Annotated in this window: 21 protein-coding genes; 6 read left to right on the forward strand and 15 right to left on the reverse strand. The window is 70.2% G+C overall.

Going from position 1 to position 25,470, the window contains the following annotated elements; genetic code table 11:
* Positions 1-3 precede the first annotated feature (3 nt).
* A complete protein-coding gene (locus Y590_RS19795) occupies positions 4-1,767 on the reverse strand; it encodes an acyl-CoA dehydrogenase (protein WP_060771346.1) in 1,764 nt (587 codons plus the stop codon).
* A 109-nt stretch (positions 1,768-1,876) separates the two neighbouring features.
* Here Y590_RS19795 and Y590_RS19800 point away from each other — a divergent pair, with 109 nt between their 5' ends.
* Positions 1,877-2,866 carry an L-threonylcarbamoyladenylate synthase gene (locus Y590_RS19800; RefSeq protein WP_060772380.1) on the forward strand — a complete coding sequence of 330 codons (990 nt, stop codon included), beginning with the start codon at positions 1,877-1,879 and terminating at the stop codon, positions 2,864-2,866.
* Positions 2,867-3,035: 169 nt separating this feature from the next.
* Here Y590_RS19800 and Y590_RS19805 read toward each other — a convergent pair whose 3' ends face one another.
* Genes Y590_RS19805 through kaiC form a run of 4 tightly spaced genes read right to left on the reverse strand, consistent with a single transcriptional unit; the run spans position 3,036 to position 7,240 of the window.
* On the reverse strand, positions 3,036-4,799 hold the full coding sequence (locus tag Y590_RS19805) for an ATP-binding protein (RefSeq protein WP_060771347.1): 1,764 nt from the start codon (positions 4,797-4,799) through the stop codon (positions 3,036-3,038).
* Positions 4,789-5,124, reverse strand: a complete 336-nt coding sequence (locus Y590_RS19810; protein ID WP_060771348.1) for a circadian clock KaiB family protein — start codon at positions 5,122-5,124, stop codon at positions 4,789-4,791. Before Y590_RS19810 ends, Y590_RS19805 begins: the two co-directional genes overlap by 11 nt.
* Positions 5,121-5,492 carry a circadian clock KaiB family protein gene (locus Y590_RS19815; protein WP_060771349.1) on the reverse strand — a complete coding sequence of 124 codons (372 nt, stop codon included), beginning with the start codon at positions 5,490-5,492 and terminating at the stop codon, positions 5,121-5,123. The genes Y590_RS19810 and Y590_RS19815 overlap by 4 nt, the downstream gene beginning before the upstream one ends.
* Positions 5,489-7,240, reverse strand: a complete 1,752-nt coding sequence (gene kaiC / locus Y590_RS19820; protein ID WP_060771350.1) for a circadian clock protein KaiC — start codon at positions 7,238-7,240, stop codon at positions 5,489-5,491. The genes Y590_RS19815 and kaiC overlap by 4 nt, the downstream gene beginning before the upstream one ends.
* Positions 7,241-7,655: 415 nt before the next feature.
* On the opposite strand from kaiC, the gene Y590_RS19825 reads away from it, so the two are divergent.
* Positions 7,656-8,042, forward strand: a complete 387-nt coding sequence (locus Y590_RS19825) for a response regulator (RefSeq protein WP_060771351.1) — start codon at positions 7,656-7,658, stop codon at positions 8,040-8,042.
* 22 nt (positions 8,043-8,064) lie between these two features.
* Here Y590_RS19825 and Y590_RS19830 read toward each other — a convergent pair whose 3' ends face one another.
* Genes Y590_RS19830 through Y590_RS19840 form a run of 3 tightly spaced genes read right to left on the reverse strand, consistent with a single transcriptional unit; the run spans position 8,065 to position 10,430 of the window.
* On the reverse strand, positions 8,065-9,411 hold the full coding sequence (locus tag Y590_RS19830) for an ATP-binding protein (protein WP_060771352.1): 1,347 nt from the start codon (positions 9,409-9,411) through the stop codon (positions 8,065-8,067).
* Positions 9,408-10,073 carry a response regulator transcription factor gene (locus tag Y590_RS19835; RefSeq protein ID WP_060771353.1) on the reverse strand — a complete coding sequence of 222 codons (666 nt, stop codon included), beginning with the start codon at positions 10,071-10,073 and terminating at the stop codon, positions 9,408-9,410. Before Y590_RS19835 ends, Y590_RS19830 begins: the two co-directional genes overlap by 4 nt.
* A gap of 24 nt (positions 10,074-10,097) precedes the next feature.
* Positions 10,098-10,430, reverse strand: coding sequence for a PepSY domain-containing protein (locus Y590_RS19840; protein WP_060771354.1), 333 nt, complete (start codon positions 10,428-10,430; stop codon positions 10,098-10,100).
* A gap of 166 nt (positions 10,431-10,596) precedes the next feature.
* Here Y590_RS19840 and Y590_RS19845 point away from each other — a divergent pair, with 166 nt between their 5' ends.
* Positions 10,597-11,220 (forward strand): thermonuclease family protein, encoded by a 624-nt coding sequence (locus tag Y590_RS19845; RefSeq protein WP_060771355.1) that lies wholly within the window; start codon positions 10,597-10,599, stop codon positions 11,218-11,220.
* Positions 11,221-11,288: 68 nt separating this feature from the next.
* Here Y590_RS19845 and Y590_RS19850 read toward each other — a convergent pair whose 3' ends face one another.
* The 7 genes from Y590_RS19850 to Y590_RS27430 all read right to left on the reverse strand — a co-directional run bounded on the left by Y590_RS19850 (position 11,289) and on the right by Y590_RS27430 (position 18,074).
* Positions 11,289-12,038, reverse strand: a complete 750-nt coding sequence (locus Y590_RS19850) for a Hint domain-containing protein (RefSeq protein ID WP_286161783.1) — start codon at positions 12,036-12,038, stop codon at positions 11,289-11,291.
* Positions 12,039-12,451: 413 nt separating this feature from the next.
* Complete coding sequence (locus Y590_RS19855) at positions 12,452-12,766, reverse strand: hypothetical protein (protein WP_060771357.1); 315 nt, start codon at positions 12,764-12,766, stop codon at positions 12,452-12,454.
* Entirely contained in the window at positions 12,766-13,116 is a 351-nt protein-coding gene (locus Y590_RS19860) for a DUF3325 domain-containing protein (RefSeq protein ID WP_060771358.1), read from the reverse strand. The genes Y590_RS19855 and Y590_RS19860 overlap by 1 nt, the downstream gene beginning before the upstream one ends.
* Positions 13,113-14,705 (reverse strand): PepSY-associated TM helix domain-containing protein, encoded by a 1,593-nt coding sequence (locus tag Y590_RS19865; RefSeq protein WP_060771359.1) that lies wholly within the window; start codon positions 14,703-14,705, stop codon positions 13,113-13,115. Before Y590_RS19865 ends, Y590_RS19860 begins: the two co-directional genes overlap by 4 nt.
* Positions 14,702-15,016, reverse strand: coding sequence for a hypothetical protein (locus tag Y590_RS19870; RefSeq protein ID WP_060771360.1), 315 nt, complete (start codon positions 15,014-15,016; stop codon positions 14,702-14,704). Before Y590_RS19870 ends, Y590_RS19865 begins: the two co-directional genes overlap by 4 nt.
* 9 nt (positions 15,017-15,025) lie before the next feature.
* Positions 15,026-17,380, reverse strand: coding sequence for a TonB-dependent siderophore receptor (locus tag Y590_RS19875; RefSeq protein WP_060771361.1), 2,355 nt, complete (start codon positions 17,378-17,380; stop codon positions 15,026-15,028).
* 241 nt (positions 17,381-17,621) lie between these two features.
* Positions 17,622-18,074, reverse strand: coding sequence for a hypothetical protein (locus Y590_RS27430; RefSeq protein WP_286161784.1), 453 nt, complete (start codon positions 18,072-18,074; stop codon positions 17,622-17,624).
* A gap of 372 nt (positions 18,075-18,446) precedes the next feature.
* Between Y590_RS27430 and Y590_RS19885 the strand changes: the two genes are divergently transcribed.
* The 3 genes from Y590_RS19885 to Y590_RS19895 all read left to right on the forward strand — a co-directional run bounded on the left by Y590_RS19885 (position 18,447) and on the right by Y590_RS19895 (position 25,457).
* Complete coding sequence (locus Y590_RS19885; protein WP_060771363.1) at positions 18,447-18,638, forward strand: hypothetical protein; 192 nt, start codon at positions 18,447-18,449, stop codon at positions 18,636-18,638.
* Between the two features lie 500 nt (positions 18,639-19,138).
* A complete protein-coding gene (locus Y590_RS19890; RefSeq protein WP_060772381.1) occupies positions 19,139-23,863 on the forward strand; it encodes a malectin domain-containing carbohydrate-binding protein in 4,725 nt (1,574 codons plus the stop codon).
* A gap of 70 nt (positions 23,864-23,933) precedes the next feature.
* Positions 23,934-25,457 (forward strand): phosphomannomutase/phosphoglucomutase, encoded by a 1,524-nt coding sequence (locus tag Y590_RS19895; RefSeq protein WP_060771364.1) that lies wholly within the window; start codon positions 23,934-23,936, stop codon positions 25,455-25,457.
* Positions 25,458-25,470: the final 13 nt, after the last annotated feature.

Below are 25,470 nucleotides of genomic sequence, written 5' to 3' on the forward strand. Positions count from 1 at the left end.
CGCTCACCCGGCGAGCGCGAAGGCCGGATCGTCGGCGAAGTCGCCCCCGGACAGAATCGACTGCTCCAGGCCGCCCGCCGCCGGCAGCAGGTTCTCGGCGAAGAAGCGGGCGAGCGCGATGCGCGCGGCATGGGCCGGATCGGTCTCGCCCGCCTTCACGGCCGCGCTCGAAGCCAACCCCGCCGTCGCGAGGCAGGCCGCGCCCTGCACGAGGCCGAACAGGCGCAGATACGGCGTCGCACCGGGGAGCGCCTCCTGCGGGCGGTTCGAGGCGAGCGCCTTGAGCAGGAAACTCGTCGCCCGGTCGAGGCTGCCGATGCCGTCCCGCAGGCGCGCCGCCGCGTGGCCGAAGCCGGGGGTGCTGTCCTTCAACAGGCCCTCCGCCACCCGCCGCATCGAAGCGATCTGCGCGCCGACCGTGGCACCGCCGTTCAGCGGCAGCTTGCGGGTGACGAGGTCGATCGCCTGGATGCCGTTGGTGCCCTCGTAGATCCCGAGGATGCGGGCATCGCGCATGAGTTGGGCCGCACCCGTCTCCTCGACGAAGCCCATGCCGCCATGGACCTGCACGCCGAGCGAGGTCACCTCGTTGGCGATGTCGGTGGAGAAGGCTTTGGCCACCGGCGTCAGCAGCGAGGCGCGGTCATGCGCCGCCTTTCCCTCGGGTCCATCAGCGGCGTCGAGGCCTTGCGCGGTGAGGTAGCAGATGCCGCGGGCCGCCGCCGTGTAGGCCTTCATCGTCAGCAGCGTGCGCTGGATGTCGGCATGCGCCACGATGGCGCTGACCGGCTCGGGCGAGCCCGGTGCCCGGCCCTGGCGGCGCTCGCGGGCGTAGTCGAGGGCCTTCTGATAGGCGGCTTCCGCCACACCCACGCCCTGGAGGCCAACATTGAGCCGGGCCGAGTTCATCATCGTGAACATGCAGGCCAGCCCCCGGTTCTCCTCGCCGATCAGCCAGCCGGTCGCGCCGCCGGCGTCACCGAAGGCCATGGAGCAGGTCGGCGAGGCGTGGATGCCGAGCTTGTGCTCGAGGCCCGAACACCGCAGGTCGTTGCGCGTGCCGTCCGGCAGCACCTTCGGTACGAGGAACAGCGAGATGCCGCGGGTGCCGGCCGGGGCGTCCTTGAGGCGGGCGAGCACGAGGTGGCAGATGTTGCCGGCCAGGTCGTGCTCGCCGTAGGTGATGTAGATCTTGGCGCCCGTGATCCGGTAGGTGCCGTCGCCGTTGGGCTCGGCGCGGGTGCGCAGCGCCGAAAGGTCCGAGCCGGCCTGCGGCTCGGTCAGGTTCATGGTCGCGGTCCACTCGCCCGAGACGAGCTTTTCGAGGTAGCGCCCCTTCAGGTCGTCGGAGCCATGGGCGGCCAGCGCCTCGATGCCGCCGACGGTGAGGATCGGGCACAGGCCGAAGGCGAGGTTCGCGCCGTTCCACATCTCGGTGCAGGCGGCGGCGATCAGGTGCGGCAGGCCCTGCCCACCGTAGTCGGGGTCAGCAAGCACGCCGTTCCACCCGCCCTCGACGAAGGCGCGGTAGGCTGACGCCCAACCCGGCGCGGTGGTGACGTGCCCGTCCGAGAACGGCGTGCCGTGGCGGTCGCCGATCCGGTTGAGCGGTGCGATGACGTTGCCGGCGAACCGGCCCGCCTCCTCAAGAATGGCGACCGCATCCTCCGGGCCGATCTCCGCGCCGCTGCGCGCCAGCACGGCGTCGAGCCCCGCGACGTGGCGGAGGGTGAAGGCCATCTCCTCGACGGGCGCGCGATAGCTCATGACCGGTTCACCGCTCCTCCCGCCGCGCCTTCCGGGGGCGGCGATCCCGTTTGACGGCTTGCGGCTGAAGGGTCTACGGCCGGCCGTTCTTCCTCGCATCCCCTCCGATATGGACGCCCCACCGTCAACCATCCCCACGCTGCGCCTGGCGGCCGACGCGGACGGCCTCGCGCGAGCGGCCGCCCTGCTCCGGGCGGGGCGTCTCGTCGCCCTGCCGACGGAGACGGTCTACGGGCTCGGGGCCGATGCCACCGACCCGGAGGCGGTGGCCGCGATCTATGCGGCCAAGGGCCGCCCGCGCTTCAACCCGCTGATCGCCCATGTCGCGACCGCCGAGGCTGCGTTGGCCGAGGGCGTGTTCGACGAAGCCGCCCTCCGGCTCGCGGAAACATTCTGGCCGGGGCCGCTGACCCTGGTGGTGCCGGCGGCACCCGGCGGCTCGGTCTGCGATCTCGCTCGGGCCGGCCTCGACTCCGTGGCGCTCCGCGTGCCGGCCCACGACATCGCCCGCGCGCTGCTGGAACGGGCCGGGCGACCGGTGGCGGCGCCCTCGGCCAACCGCTCCGGACGGGTGAGCCCCACCAGCGCCGACCATGTGCTGACCGATCTCGACGGGCGCATCGCGGCCGTGCTCGACGGAGGCGAATGCCCGGTCGGGGTCGAATCCACCGTCGTCGCCTGCCTCGGCGGCCCGCCCCGACTGCTGCGCCCCGGCGGGGTGACGCGGGAGGCCATCGCTGCCGTGCTGGGCTTTGCCCCCGAAGCAGTCAGTGATCCGGGCTCGCGGCCCGTGGGCCCTGGTCTGCTTGCCTCGCACTACGCGCCGCGGGCCGGGGTGCGGCTCGATGCCAGGACCATCGAGCCCAGTGAGGCGGTTCTGCTGTTCGGGGCCTTCCGCCCCGCTGGGCTGGACCATGCAGCAGCGGTCGAATCCTTGAGCGAGCGCGGGGATCCGGCGGAGGCCGCCGCGCGGCTGTTCGGGGCCTTGCGCCGGCTCGACGCCTCGGGCGCACCGACCATCGCTATCGTCCCGGTGCCGGAGGAGGGGCTGGGCGAGGCGATCAACGACCGCCTGCGCCGGGCTGCGGCGCCGCGCTGAAACCGGCACGATTTTTCGTTGAATTTTTTTTCGGAACCACACGGCCTTCGGCGCATTGTCCGATCACGAAGGCCAGTTCAGCCCCCAATGGCCTTTTCCCTTCAAGGCTCGGAGCAATCCGAGCCTTTTTTCTTGCCCGCTCCGCAAGCCGCTGCGGGCGAAGGGAAAATCATCGCGCTCGCACGGCGCGCCGCTGGATCGCTCGGCGCAGGATGCGCGAGAGATCCTCCACCGAGTAGGGCTTGTGCAGCAGCGGGAAGCCGTGGTGCCCGTCCTCGGCCAGCACGTGGCTGTAGCCGGAGGAGAGCACGATCGGCATGCCGGGCGTCCGCCCCCGGATCGTGCGGGCGAGTTCGACCCCGTTCATGCCGGGCATCACCACGTCGGTGAACACCACGTCGAAGCGTTCCGGCGTCCGGTCGAGTTCGGCCAGCGCCTGCTCCGCATCCATCGCCCAGACGGTGCCGTAGCCGAGTTCGGCCAGCGCTTGCGTCGCGAAGGCGCCGACCTCGCGGTTGTCCTCGACGAGGAGCACGCAGGTGCCGTGGCCGGGGGCCAGCGGCTCGGGCTCGTCGGCGGACTCGACCATCGTCGGGGCGACCTTGGCCCGCGGCAGGAACAGGGTGAAGGTCGTGCCCTGTCCCAGCACGCTCTCCACCGCGATGTCGCCGCCCGACTGCTTGGCGAAGCCGAACACCTGGGAGAGACCGAGCCCGGTGCCCTGGCCGACGCCCTTCGTCGTGAAGAACGGCTCGAAGATCCGTGACAGGTCGGCCGGCGCGATGCCCGTCCCCGTGTCGGAAATCGCCACCGCGACGAAGTCGCCGGGCACGGCCGGATGGGTGCGCAGGGCCGGGATCTGCCCGGCATGGCCGACGCGGATGGTCAGCGTGCCCTCGCCCTCCATGGCGTCGCGGGCGTTGACGACCATGTTGACCAGCGCCGTGTCGAACTGGCTCGGATCGGCCTCCACGAGGCAGGCGAAGGGCTCGCCGGCGGCGTCGAAGCAGGGCTCGATCAGGGTCTTCACCTGGATGCGCGCGCCGGTGAGCGTGCCGACCATGTCGGCCACCGAGGCGACGCCGCGGCCGGCATCGAACACCTCGGGCTTGAGCGCCTGGCGCCGGGCGAAGGCGAGGAGCTGGCCGGTCAGCTTGGCCGCGCGCGCCACCGTGTCGGAGATGGCATCGACGTAGCGGCGGCGGCGCTCCTCGGCGAGGTCGGGGCGCTTGAGCAGGTCGGTGGAGGATTTGATGACCGTGAGCAGGTTGTTGAAGTCGTGCGCGACGCCGCCGGTGAGCTGGCCCACCGCCTCCATCTTCTGGCTCTGGCGCAGGGCCTCCTCGATCCGCTCGCGCTCGGCCACCTCGGCGCGCAGGCGCTCGTTGGCCTCGGCGAGTTCGTGCAGGCGCAGCCGCTCCGCCGTGAGGTCGGTGATCACGCCGCAAAGGAGAAGGGTGTCGCCGTCGCCGTCGAGGCGGCTCAGCGACAGGTAGGCCGGGCGCTCGACTCCCGCCTCGCCGCACAGGGCGATCTCGCCGCGGGCCGGCATCTGCGCCGCCTGCGCGATCAGGGCGGCGAGCGCCGCGTCCTGGCCCCCGGCGGCGAAGCGCGCGAAGGACTGGCCGATCAGGCGCTCCTGCGGCGTGCCCAGGGTCTCGGCGAGCCGGCGGTTGCAGTAGAGCAGCGTCCCGTCCGGCCCGAGGGTGAAGGCGCCCTCCTGGATCTGCTCGATCAGCACCCGGTAGGGCCGGTCGGCATTCTCCAGGGTATAGACCAGCCGCTCGCCGCCCGGACCTTCGACCACGATCGCATCGAAATCCCCCCGGCGGATCGCCGCGAGGGTATCCTCGACCTCCTCCAGCCGCGTTTCCAGCGCGCGGATGCGCGCCTGCGCCGCGTCCAAAGCCGTGGCGGCGGGCTCAGCGCTCATCGGCGGCCCCGTCGAGTCCAAGCCCTTCGAGTCCAAGCCCGTCGAGGACATGCCGCTCGTCGCTCAGATCGCCGGTGATGCGCCGGGCGGGGAGGGGGGAGAGCCGTATCAGGGTCGGCGCCGCGACCACGCCGTCGGCGCCCGCAAGCGCCGATTGCTGGTAGATGTCGACCACTTCGAGGTCGCACGCGCCCCCGAGCCGATGCTCGCACAGGCGGCGCACGCTCTCGATGCTGCGGGTCGAGCGCGGCGAGGTGCCGGCGACGTAGAGGCGCAGCCGGGTGCGCCCGGCCTCCCCGTGGGCCGTGATGTCCCCGCCGCTCAAACGCTGTCCGCCTTCGCTGCGGGACTTTTTTCTGCGAGGTTCTGGGGCTGGATATCGAGGCCGACCAGCACCTTCTCGGTGTTGGACAGGTCGCCGATGATGCGCTTGAGCGGCGCGGGCAGGCGACGCACCAGGGTCGGGATTGCCAGGATCTGGTCACCGACCGCGAGCTGCGGGTTCTTCATCAGGTCGATGACCTCGATGTCGTAGTGCCCGGCGAGGTGCTCCTCGCAGAAACGCTTGAGGTTGGCCATCGCCGTCAGCGACTTGGCAGTCTGTCCGGCGACGTAGAGGCGCAGGTGGTAATGGCCCTCGTCCACCGGGCCGCCGGCGTCGAGTCCATCCTCGGTTGGTTCGGAGCCGCTCATTGCGTGCCTCCCCGGCGGGTGGAGAGGATGCGCCGCTCGCTGGTCAGCATCGCCTCGCGCATCTCGTCCTCGCTCGCTAGCACCGCCTCTTCCTCCGCCGCGGTTTCCAGGGTGGCGCGCAGTTCGTCGATCTGGCGCTCCAGCGACTGGCGCCGCCGCTCCGCCTCGCGCCGCCGTCGGCGGCTCTCCTGCTCGCGGCGCAGAACGGCGGCGGCTTCCTCCGTCTCCTGCACGATGCGGGCGGTGCCGGTCAGCACGCCCGCCGGGCCGATATAGGCCTCGACGAGGGTGATGCCGTCGCTCGACATACTGAACTCGCGCACTTGGTTCGAGTGGCGCATGCCGCGGGCCTTGATGACGTAGAGCGTGCGCGAGCGCTCGCCGTTGGCCTCGATGTTGAGGAGCTTGATCCAGGCATCCATCAGCGAGGAGACGCCGATATTGCTGTCGTGGTCGAGGCTGCCGTCCTCGCGCAGGCTGGTGAACACGGCGGTGATGCCGCGGCTCTTCAGCATGTCGACCATGCGCAGCATCGTCGCCTGAAGCTCGGCCGGCGGGCCCCGCAGCGCCGAGAGCGGATCGACCACCACCACGGAGGGCGCGAAGCGATCGATGTCCCGGTGCATGCGCGCCAAGTGCATTTCCAGGCCGTAGAGGCTCGGACGCGCCGCCTCGAACCGCAGCAGGCCCGCCTCGACATGGCGGGCGAGGTCGAGGCCGATCGAGCGGGCGTTGCGGATGATCTGGTCGGCGCTCTCCTCGAACACGAAGGACATGCAGCGCTCGCCGCGCGCGCAGGCCGCGTCGATCATGCTCGACGTGATCATGGTCTTGCCGGTGCCGGACTGGCCCGACACGAGGATGCTGGTGCCGCGGTGGAAGCCGCCGGGTTCGAGCATCGCGTCGAGGCCGGGGATGCCGGTGGAGGCCACGCCCTCGGCGATGGTGTAGTCGAGGTCGGCCGCGGTAACCGGCAGGACGCTGATGCCCTCGGCATCGATCAGGAACGGGTACTCGTTGGTGCCGTGGGCCGAGCCGCGATACTTCACCACGCGCAGGCGCCGGGTCGTGATCTGGTCCTCGACGCGGTTGTCGAGCAGCACCACGCAGTCGGAGACGTATTCCTCCATCCCCTGGCGGGTGAGCTGGCCCTCGCCGCGCTCGCCGGTGATGATCGCGGTCAGCCCCCGGTCCTTGATCCAGCCGAACAGGCGGCGGAGTTCGGCCCGCAGCACCGTCTCGTCGGAAAAGCCCGCGAACAGGGTCTCGATCGTGTCGAGCACGACGCGCTTGGCGCCGATCGAATCCACCGCGAAGCCGAGGCGGATGAACAGGCCTTCGAGGTCGTACTCGCCGGTCTCCTCGATCTCGCTGCGCTCCACGCGGACGTGGTCGATGGCGAGCTTGCCCTGCGCCACCAGCCCGTCGAGGTCGTAGCCGAGGGAGGCGACGTTGGCGACGAGATCCTCGGCGCGCTCCTCGAAGCTCATGAACACGCCGGGCTCGCCGAAGCGGGTCGCGCCGTTGACGAGGAAGGTGGTGGCGAACAGCGTCTTGCCGCAGCCGGCCGCGCCGCAGACCAGCGAGGGCCGCCCCTTCGGCAGGCCGCCGAAGGTGATGGTATCGAAGCCGTCGATGCCGGTGGCGACTTTCGCGAGCGCGGGGGCGCTCGTGGATGCGCTCTTGGATGCGCCCTTCGAAGCGTCCTTGGGAGTGCCTTCGGGCGGGCTCGCGGATTCAGACGCCAAGGCAGGTCTCCAGCACGGTTTCTTCCCCGGCCGTCATCGGGGGCAACCCGTCCGGTCCGCTATCCAGGCGCGGGATCGTGATGGGGAGCGCTGCGGCCGGGACACGAGGAAGAGGGCGGGCGCCGGCAGCGGCGCCGGTCGCAGGCGCCGACGGGAGGGGGCGGAGGCGTCGTGAGGCAAGGGCGTCGTCATGAAGGCGTCATGGCGGGCCTCGATCACCCGTTGCACGGCTCCCGTAATGCAAAGGCCAGGGGGTGGCAATACACGGCCCGGCGAGCGCCCGGCAGGCTCCCCGAGCCGTGGTTCGCGGCCGATATTTCTTCGAATCTTCTACGGCTCCGCTGAAACCAATCGCCGCGCGGGCACTTTGAGGAAAGCCGTGTCCCATCAACCCTCTGCAGCGCGCTTCACCCCAATGCCCTGTCTGTCCGAGCCGACCGATCCGTCCTCCGCGCGCCGCATCCTCGTCGTCGAGGACGAGTGCTTCGTGCGCATGGTGGCCGTGGACATGCTGGAGGATGCCGGCCTGCCGGTGGCCGAAGCGCCGGACGCCGACGCGGCCCTGCAACTCCTGGAGGGGAGGGCGCAGGCCTTCGGCGCCCTGTTCACCGACATCGACATGCCGGGCTCGATGGACGGGCTGACCCTGGCTGCGCGGGTGCGGGCGCGCTGGCCGCATATCCGCCTCGTCGTCACCTCGGGCCGGGTCCGGCCGCGCGCCGACGATTTGCCCGATGCGGGTTTCCTGCCGAAGCCCTATTGCCGCTCCGACCTGCTCGGCGCCCTCGGCCAGGCCGCCTGACGGCATCGCTCCGGCATCGGCCTCAGGCCGCCGGAACCGGCCAGCTCATCTCCACCCGAAGGCCGCCGAGTTCGGAGCGGCTGAGGCGCATCCGCGCGCCGACACCCTCCGCGAGGTCGCGGGCGATGGCGATGCCGAAGCCCGTGCCGGGCCGGGTCTCGTCCCAGCGCCGGCCGCGGGCGATGCCGGCGATTGCGGCCTCGCTCATGCCGGGGCCGTCATCCTCCAGCACCAGACGGTGTTCGCCCCCCTCCGCGCGTCCCGAGACGCGGATGCGGCGGTGGGCCCATTTGCGGGCGTTGTCGAGGAGGTTGCCCAGGATCTCGGTGAGGTCGCCCTCGTCGCCGGGGAAGGCGAGGTTTTCCGGGACCGCGATCTCCCAGCGCAGGGCCTCGCCCTCGGGCAGGCGCTTGAGGGCGCCGACGATCCGTCCCAGTGCCGGTCCGACCGGGCAGGCGCGCCGCCGCAGCCCCCCCGAGGCCGCCCGCGCCCGGGCGAGCGTGCGCTCGACCTGCCGGCCCATGGCGTGCGCCTGCTCGGCGATCTCCGCCGCCAGGGTGGGGTCGGCGGCTTCCGTGCGGCGGGCCAGCGCGTCGAGCACCGCCAGCGGGGTCTTGAGGCCGTGGGCCATGTCGCCGGCGCCCGTGCGCGCCCGCTCCAGGTCGCGCTCCTGGGCGTCGAGCAGGCGGTTGAGATCGGCCACCAGCGGGCGCACCTCCTCGGGAAAGGTGTCGGGCAGCCGCGCCTGCGTCCCGGCATGGATCGCGGCGAGATCCGCCCGCAGGGTCCGGAAGGGTGCCAGTGCCCGGCGCACGAACAGCGACATGGCGAGCGTCAGAGCCGCGAACAGCGCGCCGAGCGAGGGCACCAGCAGGCGCAGGAAGGTGGCGCGGCTCTGGGCGAGGTCGCGGCGATCCTCGGCCACCGTGACGGCGAGCGCCACCGCGCCGCCGTGGCCCGGAATCGAGACCCGCCGGGTCACGGCGATGAGCCGGCCGCCGTCCGGCCCGGCGAGGTCGCCGACCGCCGGCTCCTCCGATGTGTCGGGAAGCGTGCCGAGGCTCCGGTCCCAGAGCGAGCGCGAGCGCAGGGCGGTGCCGCCGGCACGCTCGACTTGCCAATAGAGGCCGCCATAGGGCGTCGAGAAGCGCGAATCCGGCGGCTCGCGCGGCAGGGTCGGGGCCCCGTCCGGCGCCAGGGCGACCTGCCCGGCGATGAGCTTGGCAGTGCGGTCGAGGCCGTCGGCGGTGCGGGCGTCGAGCACCCGGTCGAAGATCAGCGTCAGCCCGATCCCGGCCAGCACCAGCGCCAGGGCGATCAGCCCGGCGGCGGCGAGCCCGAGCCGCAGGCGCAGCGAGCCGCTGTTCACGGCGGATCGGACGGCACGAGGTAGCCGTGGCCGCGGCGGGTCTCGATGATGCCGGGGCCGAGCTTGCGCCGCAGCCGGGTCAGCAGAGCCTCCAGCGCGTTGGCCTCGCGGTCGCTGTCGCTGCCGTGGAGATGGTCGAGCAGCTCGCCCGCCGCCACGACCTGCCCCTGGCGGTGGAGCAGGAAGGCGAGCAGGCGGTATTCGAGCGCGGTGAGGTCGGCCTCGCGGCCCGCCACCGAGACCGCGCGGGTGCGGGTGTCGAGTTCGACCGCGCCGGCCCGCAGGACGGGAGAGGCGTGGCCGGCGGTGCGGCGCAGGATGGCGCGCAGCCGCGCCACCAGCTCCTCCATCCGGAACGGCTTGACGAGGTAGTCGTCGGCGCCCGCGTCGATCCCCTCGACCCGCTCGCGCCAGCCGTCGCGGGCCGTGAGGATCAGCACCGGCAGGGCGACGTCGGCCCCGCGCAGGCGGCGCAGCACGCCGAGGCCGTCGAGCCGCGGCAGGCCGAGGTCGAGCACCATGGCGTCGTAAGTCTCGGTCTCGGCCCGGAACCACGCCGCCTCGCCGTCGCCGACGATCTCGGCGACGTAGCCGGCCCGCTCCAGACCCTCGCTGATGTCGGCCGCGATGCGCGGCTCGTCTTCTACGACGAGGATGCGCATGTCGTCCCCGGAAGCAGGTCGGCCTCAGTCATCGTCGTCCACGTCGAGGAGCTTGAGGGAACTGGCATCGATCTTCACGTCGCGGCGGCGCCCGTCGGTGCCGAGGATGCGCAGCTTGTAGAGCCAGCGCCCGTCGTCGCGCTTGAGGTCGAGCGCCACCACGTCCCCCGGCACGGCGGCGCGGGCGGCGGCCAGGACGGCATCGAGGGGGCGGATCTCGCCGCGCTCCAGGGCGCGGCGCGCCCGCTCGCCGTCGTCGTCGGCCCGCGCGGGCACGGCGCCCAGAGGCCCGGCACTCAGGGCCGGGATCAGCGCGACGAGCGCGAGAAGGAACGGGCGAAGCGGGAAAGGGAACATCGGGGCACGAACCATGGCGCGACGCGGAGATGCCTGAGCCCGGCTGACGCGAGGCTGACAGGCGGCGTCAGGCTCGCGCGCCGCCGGGTTTGCGAGAAGGCGGCATCGACGGCGCAGCGGCTCTGAGCGGCGCGCCGACCGCCCTCTCCCCGCGAGGCCCATCCCGATGTCGCTCACCGCCACCATCCTGCTGATCTACGCGGCCTGCCTCGCCGGCACCATCGTCAGCCCCGCCCGATCCAATGGGGATCGTCCCCCGGAAGGGCCGGGCCCACGCCGCCTGCTCGCCGCGCTCCTCGTTCCCGCGCTGGCCCTGCTGGCCGGATTCCAGGTGGCCCCGGCCCGCGCGGGCGAGGCCACGCCCGCGACCGTAAGCGGCCCGGCCACGGTGATCGACGGGAGCACGATCGAGATCGGCGGCCGGCGCCTGCGCCTCCACGGCATCGACGCCCCCGACCTCGACCAGATCTGCTTCGACGGGCACGAGCGCGGCTATCCTTGCGGCCGCGTGGCTGCCGCCGCCCTGGCGGCGCGGATCGGGAGCGACGCTCTCGCCTGCGAGCCGCGCGCCGCCGCGGACGGCCGCGCCGGCGTCGTGTGTCGCCTCGGGGAGGATGATCTCGCTGCCTGGATGGTCGCCAGCGGATACGCTGTGGCCGACCGCAGCGTCTCGGCCGACTACGCCGACCAAGACCGCCGCGCCTGGGGCCGCCGTCTCGGCCTGTGGTCCGGGGTGTTCGAACTGCCCGCGGAGCGCCGCCGGGTGCTCCGAGCGAGCGCCGGCCTGTGATGCGGGCCGTCGCCGCCTCGTGCCGTGACGCTCGGGGCGCGCAATCCCGCGGGTGGCGTCCCGCCGGCCTACAGCGCCAGCGCTCCGTCCGACCATGCGCCGTGCCGGTTCAGGATGGCGGCGAAGACGGTGCCGAGGCGCAGGCGTTCGGCCTCGACCTGAGGCCCATCCACTGCGACCGGCCGGCAGCGGGCGCCCCAGCCCGCGGGCATGAAGTCGGGGTTGTGCAGGGCGTGGTCGGAGGCTTCCGAGAAGAAGGCGCGGTCGCCGCCGTCGATGTAGCTCTCAGCCGGCAGGCCCTCGGCGAGCAGGATGTCGTGGCTGTCGAGTTCGACGTGCCAGTAGGTGACGCTGGCGACCGGCTCACGGGTGACCGTGGTGCCGTTGATCAGGCACATGACGGGCACGAGCACGCCGCCCTCGTTGTCGGCATCGGCCCCGACCAGAACCGGGTGGCCCGGCGAGAGGAAGAGATCGCGCTTGGGCAGACCGCCGCCGAAGGCACCCGCGCGCACGCGGACGGGCTGCCGGTCGTGGTGCAGGGCCCTGCCGCCGCCGTCGAGGACGCGATGGCCGATCCAGGTGATCGTCCGGCGCGCGCCGGACGCGGTGACGGCGACGTCCCGCTCGCGCAGATCCTCGACGGCCACCTCGCCGCGCTCGGTCAGGATGTGGGTGCCCGAGCCGAAACAGAGGACGTTGTAGTCGCCCAGGGACGCATTGCTCACGTTGACGACCTGTCCGGGCGTGAGCGGGCTGTTCGACAGAATGATGTAGCTGCTGGCGCCGCCGGCTCCGTTCGGCTGGCTTGCGAGCACGATTAGGCTTGGATCGTCGAAATTGGTCGCGTAATAAGTTGCGCTGCTCTCGAATCCAAATCTATTGATAACGAAAGTTACCGGATCGTTGGGGTTCGATATGGTTCCGTTGACGACGACATTGGAATCTCTGCTGATCGCATCGACGGAAAAGCTCGTGCTATTGCTGTTTGATTGGGTTGCGCCTCCGGACTGTCCTGCGCGGAACACTGTGTTGTTGAAAACGATTGGCAGAGCCAAGCCCATTCTCCTGTCGTCTTTGGCTTGGCGCGCCGATAAGACAGCACATCGCGCACGCACCTCTGATTTGGGAAAGACCAGACTGCCAAGCTTATGTCCAGCATAGATTCGCTGCGTCGCGCCTCGGCGCCATCGCCGACCGGAAAGCGTCGAGCCGCGTACGCGGCACCGGGTCAGTGCGGCCCTGTCAGGTGCTTGCACCGCCGCGCGAGCCCGCCCGCGAAGTCGCGCAGGGCGGCTTCCACCAGGGCGGCGACCTGCGCCTCCGTCTTCGGCGCGCGGATTACGAGGCTCGCCATCACCTCCGGGTGGACCCGCCGCTGCTTGGGCGTGCGGGCATGGTTCGACAGGCGCAGCCGCTCCGGCCCTTCGCCGCGGGCGAGATAGAGGCTGTCGCCGCGCGCATTGCGGGCGGTCTCGCGAAAGCCGTGCGCGGCGAGCAGGCGGCTCGCAAGGGCGAGCGCCTGGGGCGGCGGCAGCGGGCGCATCAGGCCGCGGCGGCGAGAACCGCCAGCGGCAGGGCCGCCGCGACGAGGGCGGCGAGCGCGGCGGGGGCGACGTAGCGCGGGCGGTAGGAGAGGAGCAGAACCAGTCCGAGCGCCGCCCCGGTGAGCGCGCCGATCCACTGCACGGGGCCGAAGGCCCAGCCCTCCCACAGCCCCGCGACGACCAGGGACAGGGCGATCGCGAGCCAGCCGAAGAGACGCAGGCGCAGCATCGCCGCCCGCTCCGCCTTGCGCTCGAAGACCTCCGCGTGGTGCCGGTTCAGGCTGAGGCAGAGGGCGGCGAGGCCGGCGAAGCTCAAGGACAGGTTCACGGCCAGGACGAGGGGCGTCATGCGTGGGTCGGCTCAGGGCGCCGCGCGGGCTGGCGGGCGGGGGAGGCGGGAACCGGGGCCGGCTTCGCAGCCCGCTTGGGTGCCTCGTAGCGCAGGATCTTGCGGGCGGCGACGGCGAACAGCATTGCGAGCAGCAGCATCGCCCCGTCGAACCACACGAAGAGCGGGTCGCCGCCAGCCAGCCGCAGGGGATGGCCGGGGATCGTCAGGATGTCGGCTGCGACCACCGCGACGCAGAGCACCGACACGGCGGCCAGACCCTCGCACCACGCCCGGCGCTGCGGACGGACGAGCGGCACCAGGGCCGCGACGATCCAGGCGCCGAAGAAGACGCGGATCTCCCAATCCTCGCGCCCGGCGAGGCCGACGGGCAGGAGCCGGTTGGCGATGAAGAAGCAGGCGATGGCCGCCGGCAGGCCGGCGATGCTGCCGACATTCAGCGCCTGGACCAGCCGCAGGCCGAAGAAGGGCCGCTCCCCCGCCTTCGGCAGGCGGGCCAGCGACCAGAGCACGACGCCGGTCGCGACCATGGCGCAGCCCATGATCCCGCACAGGAAGAATACCAGCCGCAGCAGGGTGCCGGCGAAATGCGCCTCGTGCAGGCCGGTCATCACCGTGAAGGTCTTGGCCGCGGGCTTGAGGCCGCCGTCGCGGACCTCGAGGATCGCGCCGCTCACCCCGTCGAAGGCGATCTGCGGATGCTCGTGCGAGAGGCCGTGCGGCTCCTCGAACACCGCGACCACGGTGGCGTTGGCGTCGCCCGGATTGACGATCGTGAGCCGCTCCAGCGGCTCCGGCCGGGCCGCGACCGCCCGCGCCACGATCGGCCCGAGCGGGGCGAGCGCGGCGGCCTGCTTCGCGGGCGGGCGCGGCGTCGTGATCCAGTTCGCCTCGGTGAAGAAGGTCTGGGCGTTGCCCTTGTAGGCGGTGTTCACGCCCCAGGGCATGTAGAACGTCGCGAGGGTGATGATCCCGGTATAGGTGATCATCACGTGGAACGGCAGCGCCAGCACGCCGGTGACGTTGTGGGCGTCGAGCCAACTGCGCCGGGGCGCCTTGTCGCGGCGGAAGGTGAAGAAGTCGGCAAAGATCCGCTTGTGGGTGACGATGCCGGAGATCAGCGTCACCAGCATGATCATCGCGCAGAACCCGACGACCCAGCGCCCCCAGAGCGGCGGCATGTGCAGCTCGAAATGGAAGCGGTAGAGGAAGTCGCCCCCTTGCGTATCGCGCACGGTGGACTCGGTTCCGGTCCGCGGATCGAGCAGGACGTGGCCCGGACGCTCGCCCGGCCGGGTGCGCCAGAACAGGTCGAGCACCGGGTTGTCGGGCTGCGGCAGGCCGACGAACCAGGTTCGGGCCTTGGTCGCGTGCTGGCCGAGATAGGCCACCGCATGCTCGGCCGCCGCCCCGAGGGCGGCAGCCTCCAGCGGCTCGGCTCGCGTGAATTCGGGGCGCATCCAGCGGGAGATGTCCGGCCGGTAGTAGCTCGCGGTGCCGGTGACGAAGATCGCGAACAGCACCCAGCCCACGATCAGGCCGGACCACGTGTGCAGCCACGCCATCGACTGGCGGAAGCTTCCCTTCATGGCGCGGATCCTCCCATCGCCAACCAGAGGAGGGCGCCGAGCACGACGGCCGTGCCGGCCACGGTGAGGAGCGCCCGCAGCAGCGTGCGCGTCGCGAAGACGAGTATGACGATGCCCGCCATCACGGCGAAGCTGAGCAGGGTCGCCGTCGCCACCGCCTCGGAGCGCGCCATCGGCAGGGTCAGCGACAGCAGCGCGGTGGCGAGCGCGGCGATCCCGTAGCCGCCGCCCGCGGCCAGGACGACCCTTCCGGCCACGGAGACCCGCTCAAGCGCCCTCGTCCTGCCTTGCGCATTGCCTTGCGAAGCCATGCCGGCCTCCTACCAGCGATAGCGCAAGGTTGCATAGACGGTCTGCGGCAGGCCGTAATAGCAACTGGTGTAGCCGTTGCAGCCGCTGACGTAGCGCTCGTCGAGGAGGTTGTTGGCGTTCACCTGCATCGAGAAGCCCTGGAGCGTCGCGTCGAGGTACTTCAGCTCATAGTTGAGCGTGGCGTCGACCAGCACGCTGGCCGGCACCTTGAAGGTGTTGGCCGCATCGCCCCAGGACGGTCCGAGGTAGCGCACGCCGCCGCCGACTTCGAGGCCGAGGAGCGGCCCCTCGCTGAAGCGGTAGGTCGCCAGCAGCGAGGCGGTGGAATCCGGTACCAGAACCGGGCTGCGGCCCTGGAGCGGCACCGTCTGACCCGGGGTCAGGTCGTTGGCGGTTCGGCCGTCGTCCCGGACGTTGCGGATGTCGAGGAGCGAGAAGCCGCCGACCAGGGTGACGCCCTCGGTGAGGTTCACCCGCGCCTCGAACTCCATGCCCTGCACGCCGACCTGACCGGTCTGGACGACGAAGCCTTGGCGCGCCGGGTCCGCGGTCGTGCGGTTCGACTGGCGGATGTCGAAGAAGGCGGCGGTGAGCAGGATGTCGGTGCCCGGCGGCTGGTACTTGATGCCGGCTTCGTACTGGTCGCTCAATTGCGGATCGGGCACGCGGCCGACGGTGCCGAAGGCCGGATCGAACACGCGGCCCGCGACGATCGGTTCGAAGGCCTGACTGTAGGACACGTACGGCGCCACGCCCGAATCGAACAGGTAGAGCAGGCTCGCCCGGCCGGTGAAGGCGTCGGCCGGCGCGTTCTGGAGCGTCAGGGTGCTGGTTCCGTTCGCGGCAAAGGAGCGGGTCGGCCCCGTCTGGCGCGCGACGTCGTAGCGCCCGCCCAGCGTCAGCACGAGGCGGTCGAACTTCATTTGATCCTGGAAGTAGACGCCGGTCTGCTGCGCATCGACCCGCGAAACGGTGTTGAAGGCCGGGACCGCGATGTTCATGTCGTAGTTCGGCGCCAGCACGTTCAGGTCCGGCGCATCCGGGAACGGGGAGCCGCTGGTCCGGGTGCTGAAGGTGCGGTGATCGACGCCGAGCAGGGCGGTGTGGGCGATGAAGCCGGTGTCGAAGTTGGCGACGAAGTTGCTGTCCATCGTGTAGGCTTCCGCCGCCACGTTGGCTGCGATGACGGCGCGCGGAATCAGCGGGCCCGAGGCGAACGGCCCATTGCGGGGATTGAAGGCGCTGTAGACGCTGCGGTAATCGCCCTGGGTGCGCAGGTAGCGCCCGGCCGAGTGGAAGCGCAGGTTCTCGCTGAAGCGGTGATCGAACAGGTACTCGATCGAGGCCTGGGTCCGGTCCGAGCGCTCGACGCCGCGGTCGCCGTCGTAGAAGTTCACCGGCAGGCGGCCGATGACGCCGTTGCCGAAGTTGCGCGGGAACACCGTGCCCACCGCCGGGAAGCCGCCGTAGAAGCCCGAGAACGGATCGCGCTGGTAGTTGCCGATGAGCGTGAGCTGGGTGTCGGCGGAGGGCCGCCAGGTCAGGCTCGGGTTGATCAGCGCCCGCTCGACCCGCGTCGTGTCCACGGGGCCGTCGCCGTTCCAGCCGAAACCGACGATGCGGTAGGCGAACTGGTCGGCGAGCCAGGGCACGTCGGATGGGATCGGGCCGCCGACATCGACGCCGCCGCGCACCTCGCTGAAGCCGCCGCCCTGGACGAAGACCTCGCCGTGCCGGACGAATTGCGGCACCTTCGACACGAGGTTGACGATGCCGCCCGGACCCGACTGTCCGTAGAGCACCGAGGCCGGGCCCTTGATGACGTCGATGCGCTCCAGCCGGTAGGGATCGATCGTGGCGTTGGCGTCGCGTCCCCCGAGCAGCGCCATACCGTCGAGGAAGACCGGCGCGGTGAAACCGCGGATCAGGAACTGCTCCAGGCGGCTCGAGCCGGCGCCGCCGCGCTGCTCGGTGGTGACGCTTGGGGTGTAGCGCAGCGCCTGGTTAATGCTGAGCGCGTTCTGGTCCTCGATCTGCTTGCGGCCGATGACGGAGATCGACTGGGCCGTCTCCAGGATCGGCGTGTCGGTCTTGGTGGCGACGGTGCTGCGGCTGGCGACGTAGCCCGGCACCGCGCCCGAGGCGCCGCCGGGGCCGTACAGCGCGCCGCCGAGTGTGGCGCCGCGGCCCTCGCCGGTCACGCTCAACTCGGACAGTTCGACGGCGCCGGCCGCCTCCTGTGCGAGGCCCGGCACGGCGAGGCCGAGCAGGGCCGTTCCTGACAGAAATGTCGAGGCAAGCAGGCGTGAGATCCGGCCCGCACGCGGAGCCGGCCGAGCGGAAACGGCGCGATCTTCGAACATCTTTTCCGGTACGCTTTTAACTTAGGTTATAAAAACCCAAGAAGACACAACGATTTGTGCCCCGCGTATGACAAGCACCGAATGATGCATGCAAGATATATGTTTTATAACTGTTATAAATACAAATACTTGAACGCTCGATTATGTTTGCGTGCAACCGTTTTTACTATCTGATATTTTCCTGTTCTGTTGCGGTTCTGCATCGGTCGCACGGTTCGGATCACGGGCTCGGGGCGACGCGCTACAGATCCGTTCGGTCCGCTTCGCTCAAGATCTGCCGGCGCTCGATCGGATCCCAGATTCCCTCGAAGACCGGAGCCGGGCCTTTCAGCCGCTCGGCGGCGGGCATCACCGCAGCCGGAGCGATCGGCTGCCCCAGAATGGGAGCAAGCGACAGCACGGCCACGACGGTGCCGATCACGCACAGCGCGGTCATCGCCCAGCGCGGCGCATCCCAGCTATGAAGAAGGACGGATCCGGCCGCGAGGAGGGCTGCGGATCCGACGAGTTTGGGAAACATCGACGGCTCACTCGATACGGCTCCGCTCCCCGGTGCGAGCGGGATGCCACCGTGTTTCGTGCCAAATCGGGACATGCGCCGGATTTCGCGTCCCGTCCCGGCTGCGGGGCGCCCAGTCGGACCAGGGCGCTCGAGCGCAGCCGGTGCGGGATGCCGCGACGGCGCGATGGGCATGGCCCGCAATCCGGCGCACGGCCTGGCGTAATAGTGATTGGCCGCGCCAAAGACCTGAACCATATTTCATGTTAGGGGCTCGCAACGGCTCTACGATCTCAGGCGATCGGGAGGCGAGCCAATTCGGTGAGGGAGGCCGACCCTATGACAAGCATGCTGACCGTGATTGCTCTTCTTCTTGCCCCCGTGGGGGCTCTTGCCTTCGGCGCCTGGGCGTTCGGGCGTCTTCGTCCCGCGTCCTGACGCCGTGGCATCGCCGCCCGTTCGATCGGGCGGTGGCGCTCCGATGCGACGTCCAGCCGATTTCCGACACAAAGCGGCATCACCGATGGGGCATCGTGGCACGCGTGCCGGCGAAGGGAGATCCTGCGCATGACGATTCTGCTTCGGTTCGCGCGTGGCCTTGCATCCGCAGCGCACCATGTCGTCCGCCTCTCGCCGAAGGTGATTTCCCTCGCGCTCGTCTCGGTGATCGGCCTGTCGGCCGGCCGAACGGCGAATGCCGACCGCGACGGCGATGGCGACGAGACGACCCGTTCCATCGTCTACCGCCACTACATCTGAGCGCATGCCGGCCGCCGCCGGCCACGCGAAAACGCGGCCCGTCCTCCTCGATCGCGAGCTGGGCTCGGTGATCCCAGCTCGCGCTTTCTTCGGCCGGTGATGGCGCGGTCCCCCAGGCGAAAGCCGCGTCGCGCGAGCCGGAACCCCCCGGAATGCTGACAGGGACGACGAGGGCGGCACTCCGGCAAATGCCCTGAATCCGAGGCCGCGCCCGAAAACCTGCACCTGCGCCTCGTCCAGAGCACGTTCGGCGAGACGATGCCCAAATGCTCCGTGCCCGGAATGGTACGATCGAGAGCGGCTCTTACTCCTTGTTCCGAGGCCGGCTCTTTCGCTGAACTGGCATCCACTTCGGTGGAGACCGCCCTAGCCCGGAAGAGCGCCGCGGAATACCGCTGCGCGCATGAAGCCCGGATCGGGCGCGGATACGGTCGGCCCCAAGTCTGATGTTGAGTCTGATGTTGAGTCTGATCTCAAGTCTGGCGCGAGTGGGGATGATCATGGCCGACGTCACGTTTTCTCAGTCAACACTTGCCGGTTACTCGGGGCTGGCCTCGGCTCTGCAATGGGGGCCGGACGGACGACTCTACGTTGCCGAGCGGTTCGGCAGCATCAAGGCCCTGACGGTCGCCCAGCAGGGCAACGGCTACGTCGTCACCAAGACGGAATCGATCGACCTCATCCTCAACCTGCCCAACCACAACGATGACGGCTCGCTGAACGCGAGCCTGAAGGAGCGGCAGGTCACCGGCATCCTCGTCACCGGCACCGCCGACAACCCCGTCCTCTACGTCACCTCGAGCGACCCGCGCATCGGCGCCGGCAACGGCGGCGAGGACACCAATCTCGACACCAATTCCTCGATCATCTCGCGCCTCACCTTCGATTCCACGACCGATACGTGGAAGAAGGTCGATCTCGTGCGCGGCCTGCCCCGCTCGGAGGAGAACCACTCCGCCAACGGCATGGCGATCTCGCCCGACGGCAAGACGCTCTACGTGGCGGTGGGCGGCAACACCAACGCGGGCGCGCCCTCCAACAACTTCGCCGGCCTGCCGGAATTCGCCTACGCCGCCGCCGTGCTCAAGGTCGATCTGACGGCGCTCGACGCCATGACGCTCAAGAACCCGACCGGGCTCAACCCCTACCTCTACGACCTGCCGACCCTCGACGATCCCTACCGACCCAACAACGGGACAGCCGGCAACGAGAACCCGGACGGCTCGGATGTCAGCGGTCCGTTCGGCGGGCGCGACGGGTTCAACATGGCCAAGATCACCGCCGACAGCCCGGTGCAGATCTACTCGCCCGGCTACCGCAATGCCTACGACGTGCTTCTGACCTCCGACGGCAAGATGTTCACCTACGACAACGGCGCCAATAACGGCTGGGGCGGGCGCCCGTCGGATGCCGCCGGCAACGTCGTGACCAACCAGAACCAGATCCCGCTCAACACCCCCGACCTGGACGGCGGCACCAAGCGGCTCAACTACGACCAACTCCACGAGATCACGGGGCAGGGCTATTACGGCGGCCATCCCAACCTCGTGCGGGCGGTGGGGGGCCAGGCCGGCTGGCTGCTGACGCCCGGGGCGGGCGTCACCGGCGCGACCTTCCTGCCCCAGGGCAGCGCCGGCCTGCCCGCCGATTTCAACTCGGTGATCCCGGCCGGCACCGCCGACCCGCGCGAGAGCGTGTTCTTCGAGGGCGGCATCAGCGACGGCGCCCTCGACACCGGCCAGGGCTCGCTCAACGGCCTGGCCGAGTACACCGCCTCGACCACCTGGACGACGGCGAACGGCGGCACGACGAGCATCAAGGGCGCCATCCTCGTCACGGATCTGGCGGGCTACCTCCACATCATCCCCCGCAACGCGTCGGGCGGCGTCGACACCACGGTCGGCGCCGCCGGCCAGATCGTCGCCGCGGGCAAGCAGGTGGTGCCGATGGGCGGCGGTGCGCCGCTCGGCATCGACGCGGTCGGCGACGGCAAGCCCTTCGCCGGCACCGTCTGGGTCACGACGCTGGCCGACGGCAACATCAAGGTGCTGACGCCGGGCCCGACCAACCCGCAGAACCTCGACCTCGACGGCGACGGGATCAACAACACGCTCGACCCCTTCGCCCTCGACCCCGACAACGGCACCGCGGGCACCGACGTGATCTCGGGCGGCAAGACCGTCGTGCTCAACTTCGAATCCGGTGCGATCCCCGGCACCTTCGGCGGCAGCGGGCTCACCGGAGCGATGATCAACGGGCTCGACCCGTTCCTCGACGGCGGCCTCTACACCTCGGCCAACATCATCGCGGGCGGCGCGGGCGGCGTCATCCAGTTGAAGAACGTGCAGGAGGGCGACTTCACGGAAGGCAACAACACCCTCAAGGACGCGTTGCAGGCCGGCGTCACCTTCGACGACAGCGTGGCCACCGCCAACGTCACCATGACGATGGCGAACTGGATTCCGAACGCCACGAGCAACGGCGGCTTCCCCTCGGCGGGCCTGCAGATCGGCACGGGCGATCAGGACAACTTCATCAAGCTGGTGCTCGGCGGGCGCGGCGAGAGCGCGGCCGGCAAGTACACCAGCGCGATCTTCGAGACCTCGATGGAGAATCTCGGCGTCGCCCAGACCAGCGCGGTCACCAACAACGCGCTCCTGAGCGCGACGAGTGCGAGCTGGGTGCAGCTGCGCCTCGCGGTCAATCTCGAGACCAACACCGTCACGCCCTACTGGCGCTTCGGCACCGGGGCGGTCTCCTCCGCCACCGACGCGAACGCCGCCTTCACCGCCGGCACCAGCCTGAGCGTGCCGAGCGGCAGCGCGCTGCTGAAGGCGATCCAGGGCGATTACACCGTGGGCGGCAAGGCCAGCGGGATGGCGGTGGGCCTGCTCGCCACCTCCAACGACGGCGAGGCTTTCACCGCCGATTTCGATGGGATCACCATCACGACCACCGCCAAATCGGGCACGACGAACCCGGTCGTCGCCGCGATCAATGCCGGCGGCGCAGCGCTGACGCAGGACGGGATCGGCTTCTCGGCCGACCAGTACTTCACCGGCGGCGCCACCTTCATCGACATGGCCGGCGGCAACGGCCTGCAATCGGCCTTCACCAACACCGTCTACCAGACCGAGCGCTACGGCAATTTCAGCTACGCGATCCCCGTCGCCAGTACGAGCCAGGCCTACACGGTCGAGCTGCGCTTCGGCGAGCTGTGGTGGAGCAATCCGGGCCAGCGCGTCTTCGACGTCACGCTCGAAGGGCAGACCATCCTCAACGACCTCGACATCCTGGCCCAGACCGGCAACTTCAACACGCCCTACACCTACGTCTCGGGCCCGATCACGGCGGGCGCCAACGGTACGCTCGACCTGCAATTCGCCAACGGCATCGACAACGCCAAGCTCAGCGGCATCGTCGTGCGCCAAGCGAATGGGGGCGGCGGCACCGACATGACCAAGCCGACGGTGGGGCCCTTCACGGTCCAGGCGCCCGTGGCGGGTGACGCGAGTGCCAGCGTCACGGTGGTCTACAACGACGCCTCGGGGATCAACCTCGCCAGCATCACCGCGGCCGACATCGCGGTGACGGGGCCCGGCGCGATCGGCGCGATCAGCCTGCAATCCAAGACGAGCACCAGCGCGACCTCGGCCACCGCCACCTACATCGTCGCCGCACCCACCGGGGGCTGGACCAACGGCCAGTACACCGCCACCGTCAAGACCGGTGAGGTGTCCGATGCGAGCCCGGCGGCCAACACCAACCTTGCGGCCTCACAGCTCTTCTCGGTCCAGACCAGCAGCGCGGGCGGGATCGTCGCGGCGATCAATGCCGGCGGCGGGGCGCTGATCCAGGACGGAATCAGCTTCTCGGCCGACCAGCACTTCACCGGCGGCGCCACCTTCATCGACGGCACCGGCGGCAACGGCCTGCAATCGGTCTTCACCAACACCGTCTACCAGACCGAGCGCTACGGCAATTTCAGCTACGCGATCCCCGTGGCCAGCACGAGTCAGGCCTACACGGTCGAGCTGCGCTTCGGCGAACTCTGGTGGAGCAATCCGGGCCAGCGCGTGTTCGACGTGTCGCTGGAGGGCCAGACCGTCCTCAACGACCTCGACATCCTGGGCCAGACCGGCAGCTTCAACACGCCCTACACCTACGTCTCGGGCCCGATCACGGCGGGCGCCAACGGCACGCTCGACCTGCAATTCGCCAACGGCATCGACAACGCCAAGCTCAGCGGCATCATCGTGCGTCAGGCCACGGGGAGCACCGACACGACCGGGCCGAGCATCGGTGCCTTCACCGTCGACGGTCCCGCGTCCGGCACGGGTGGGGCCAGCGTGACGGTGGTCTACAACGATGCGTCTGGCATCAACCTCGCCAGCATCGCCGCGGCCGACCTCGCGGTGAGCGGAGCCGGTGCGGTCGGGGCGATCAGCCTGCAATCGAAGGTGGCGACCAGCGCGACCTCGGCCACCGCCACCTACCTCGTCGCCGCCCCGGCGGGCGGCTGGGCCGACGGCCAATACACCGCGACCGTCAAGGCCGGCGAGATCGCCGACGCAAGCCCGGCGGCGAATACCAACGCCGCCACCTCACACCCCTTCACCATCGACGTGACGCCCGGCAGCGACACCCTCGTCCTCGCCATCAATTCCGGCGGGGCCGCCTATACCCGTGCGGACGGGACCGTGTTCGAGGCCGACACGTCGGCCGCCCCCCACCGCTTCTACGTCGCCGGCCAGGACGGGAACGCGACCTATTCCGACATCGACCCGATCGCCGGGACGACCGACGACGCGCTCTACCAGAACCAGCGCTTCGGCTGGGCCAGCGCCTCGACCACGGATGCGGATGACGGCCGCTTCGGCTACGCGATCAAGAACGCGAACGGCAGCGCGCTGGCCTCCGGCTCCTACGAAGTGATCCTGCACTTTGCCGAGATCTACAACCAGCCCGACGATCCGGGCGGCCTCAGCGGGGCGGGCCAGCGCCAGTTCCATATCGGCATCGAGGGCACCACGATCACCAACTTCGACATCTGGGCGGCGGCCGCGGCGGGGGCGACCGCGACGACCCTGACGCGGGCGGTCTCGGTCACCGACGGGACGCTCGACCTCGCCTTCTGGCAGGGCGCGGCCGAGAATCCGACCGTGGCGGCGATCGAGGTGTGGAAGGTCGACCCCGGCTCGGCTCAAGGCGGCCTCTTGGTCTAAACTCTCGACCGATTTCCGGCTTCCCTTCCAGCGGCCTCTCGTCCGCCGCCGCCCTCGCGAAAGGTCCGTCATGTCCTTCGACCCCTCCAAGGCCTTTCCCACCCCCGTTCCGAAACTCGAACCCAACACCTTCGCCTTCGAGCAGCTGCCGATGGTCAAGCCCACCGGCTTTCGCGAATACGACGCCCGCTGGTTGTTCCCGCAGGAGATCAACCTGATGGGCGTCCAGGCGCTCGGCCTCGGTCTCGGCACGCTGATCCATGAGCGCGGCGTGCGCCCCGACATCGTCACCGGCCACGACTTTCGCGCCTACTCCGCCTCGATCAAGCTCGCGCTGATCGCCGGGATGCAGGCGGCGGGCCTGCGGGTGAAGGATATCGGGCTCGCGCTCTCGCCGATGGCCTATTTCGGCCAGTTCGCCCTCGACTGCCCCTGCGTGGCCATGGTCACCGCCTCGCACAACGACAACGGCTGGACCGGCGTGAAGATGGGCGCCGAGCGGCCCATGACCTTCGGCCCCGACGAGATGGGCCGCCTCAAGGAGATCGTCACCACGGGCGCGTTCCGGTACCGCGACGGCGGCGCCTACGAATTCGTCTCGGATTTCGCTCAGGTCTATCTCGACGACCTCGTGGCGCGCGCCAAACCCGTCTCGCGAAAGCTGAAGGTCGTGGCCGCCTGCGGCAACGGCACGGCCGGCGCCTTCGCCCCCGCGCTTCTGGAGCGGCTCGGCGTCGAGGTGATCCCGCTCGATGTCGAGCCGGATCACAGCTTCCCGCGCTACAACCCCAACCCTGAGGACATGGCGATGCTGCACGCCATCGCCGACAAGGTGCGCGAGACCGGCGCCGATGTCGGCCTCGGCTTCGACGGCGACGGCGACCGCTGCGGCGTGGTCGATGACGAGGGCGAGGAGATCTTCGCCGACAAGATCGGCGTGATGCTGGCCCGCGACCTGTCGAAGCTTCACCCGAACGCGACCTTCGTGGTCGACGTGAAATCGACCGGCCTCTACGCCGCCGACCCCGAGCTGCAGGCCCGCGGCGTACGCACCGATTACTGGAAGACCGGCCATTCCTACATCAAGCGCCGCGTCAACGAACTCTCGGCGCTGGCCGGCTTCGAGAAGTCGGGGCACTTCTTCTTCAATGCCCCGGTCGGCCGCGGCTACGACGACGGCCTGCTGACCGCGATCGCGGTGATCGAGATGCTCGACCGCAATCCGGGGCAGACCATGGCCGACCTCTACCGGGCGCTGCCGAAGACCTGGGGCTCGCCGACCATGTCGCCGCATTGCGCCGACGAGGTGAAGTACGGCGTGGTCGAGGCGGTGACCGAGCGGTTCCGGGCGCTCCACGCCTCGGGCGAGCCGGTGGGCGGCCATCCGATCACCGATCTGGTGACGGTCAACGGCGTGCGCGTGACCACCGCCGACGGCACCTGGGGGCTGGTACGGGCCTCCTCCAACAAGCCGGAACTCGTGGTGGTGGTGGAGAGCCCGGTCTCCGAAGCGCGACTTCGCGAGATGTTCGCGGCGGTGGATGGGGTGCTGCGCCAGCACCCGGAGGTGGGCGCCTACAACCAGACGATTTGACCAGACCTCTGGC

The sequence above is a fragment of the Methylobacterium sp. AMS5 genome (genome assembly GCF_001542815.1).
GTDB lineage: Bacteria > Pseudomonadota > Alphaproteobacteria > Rhizobiales > Beijerinckiaceae > Methylobacterium.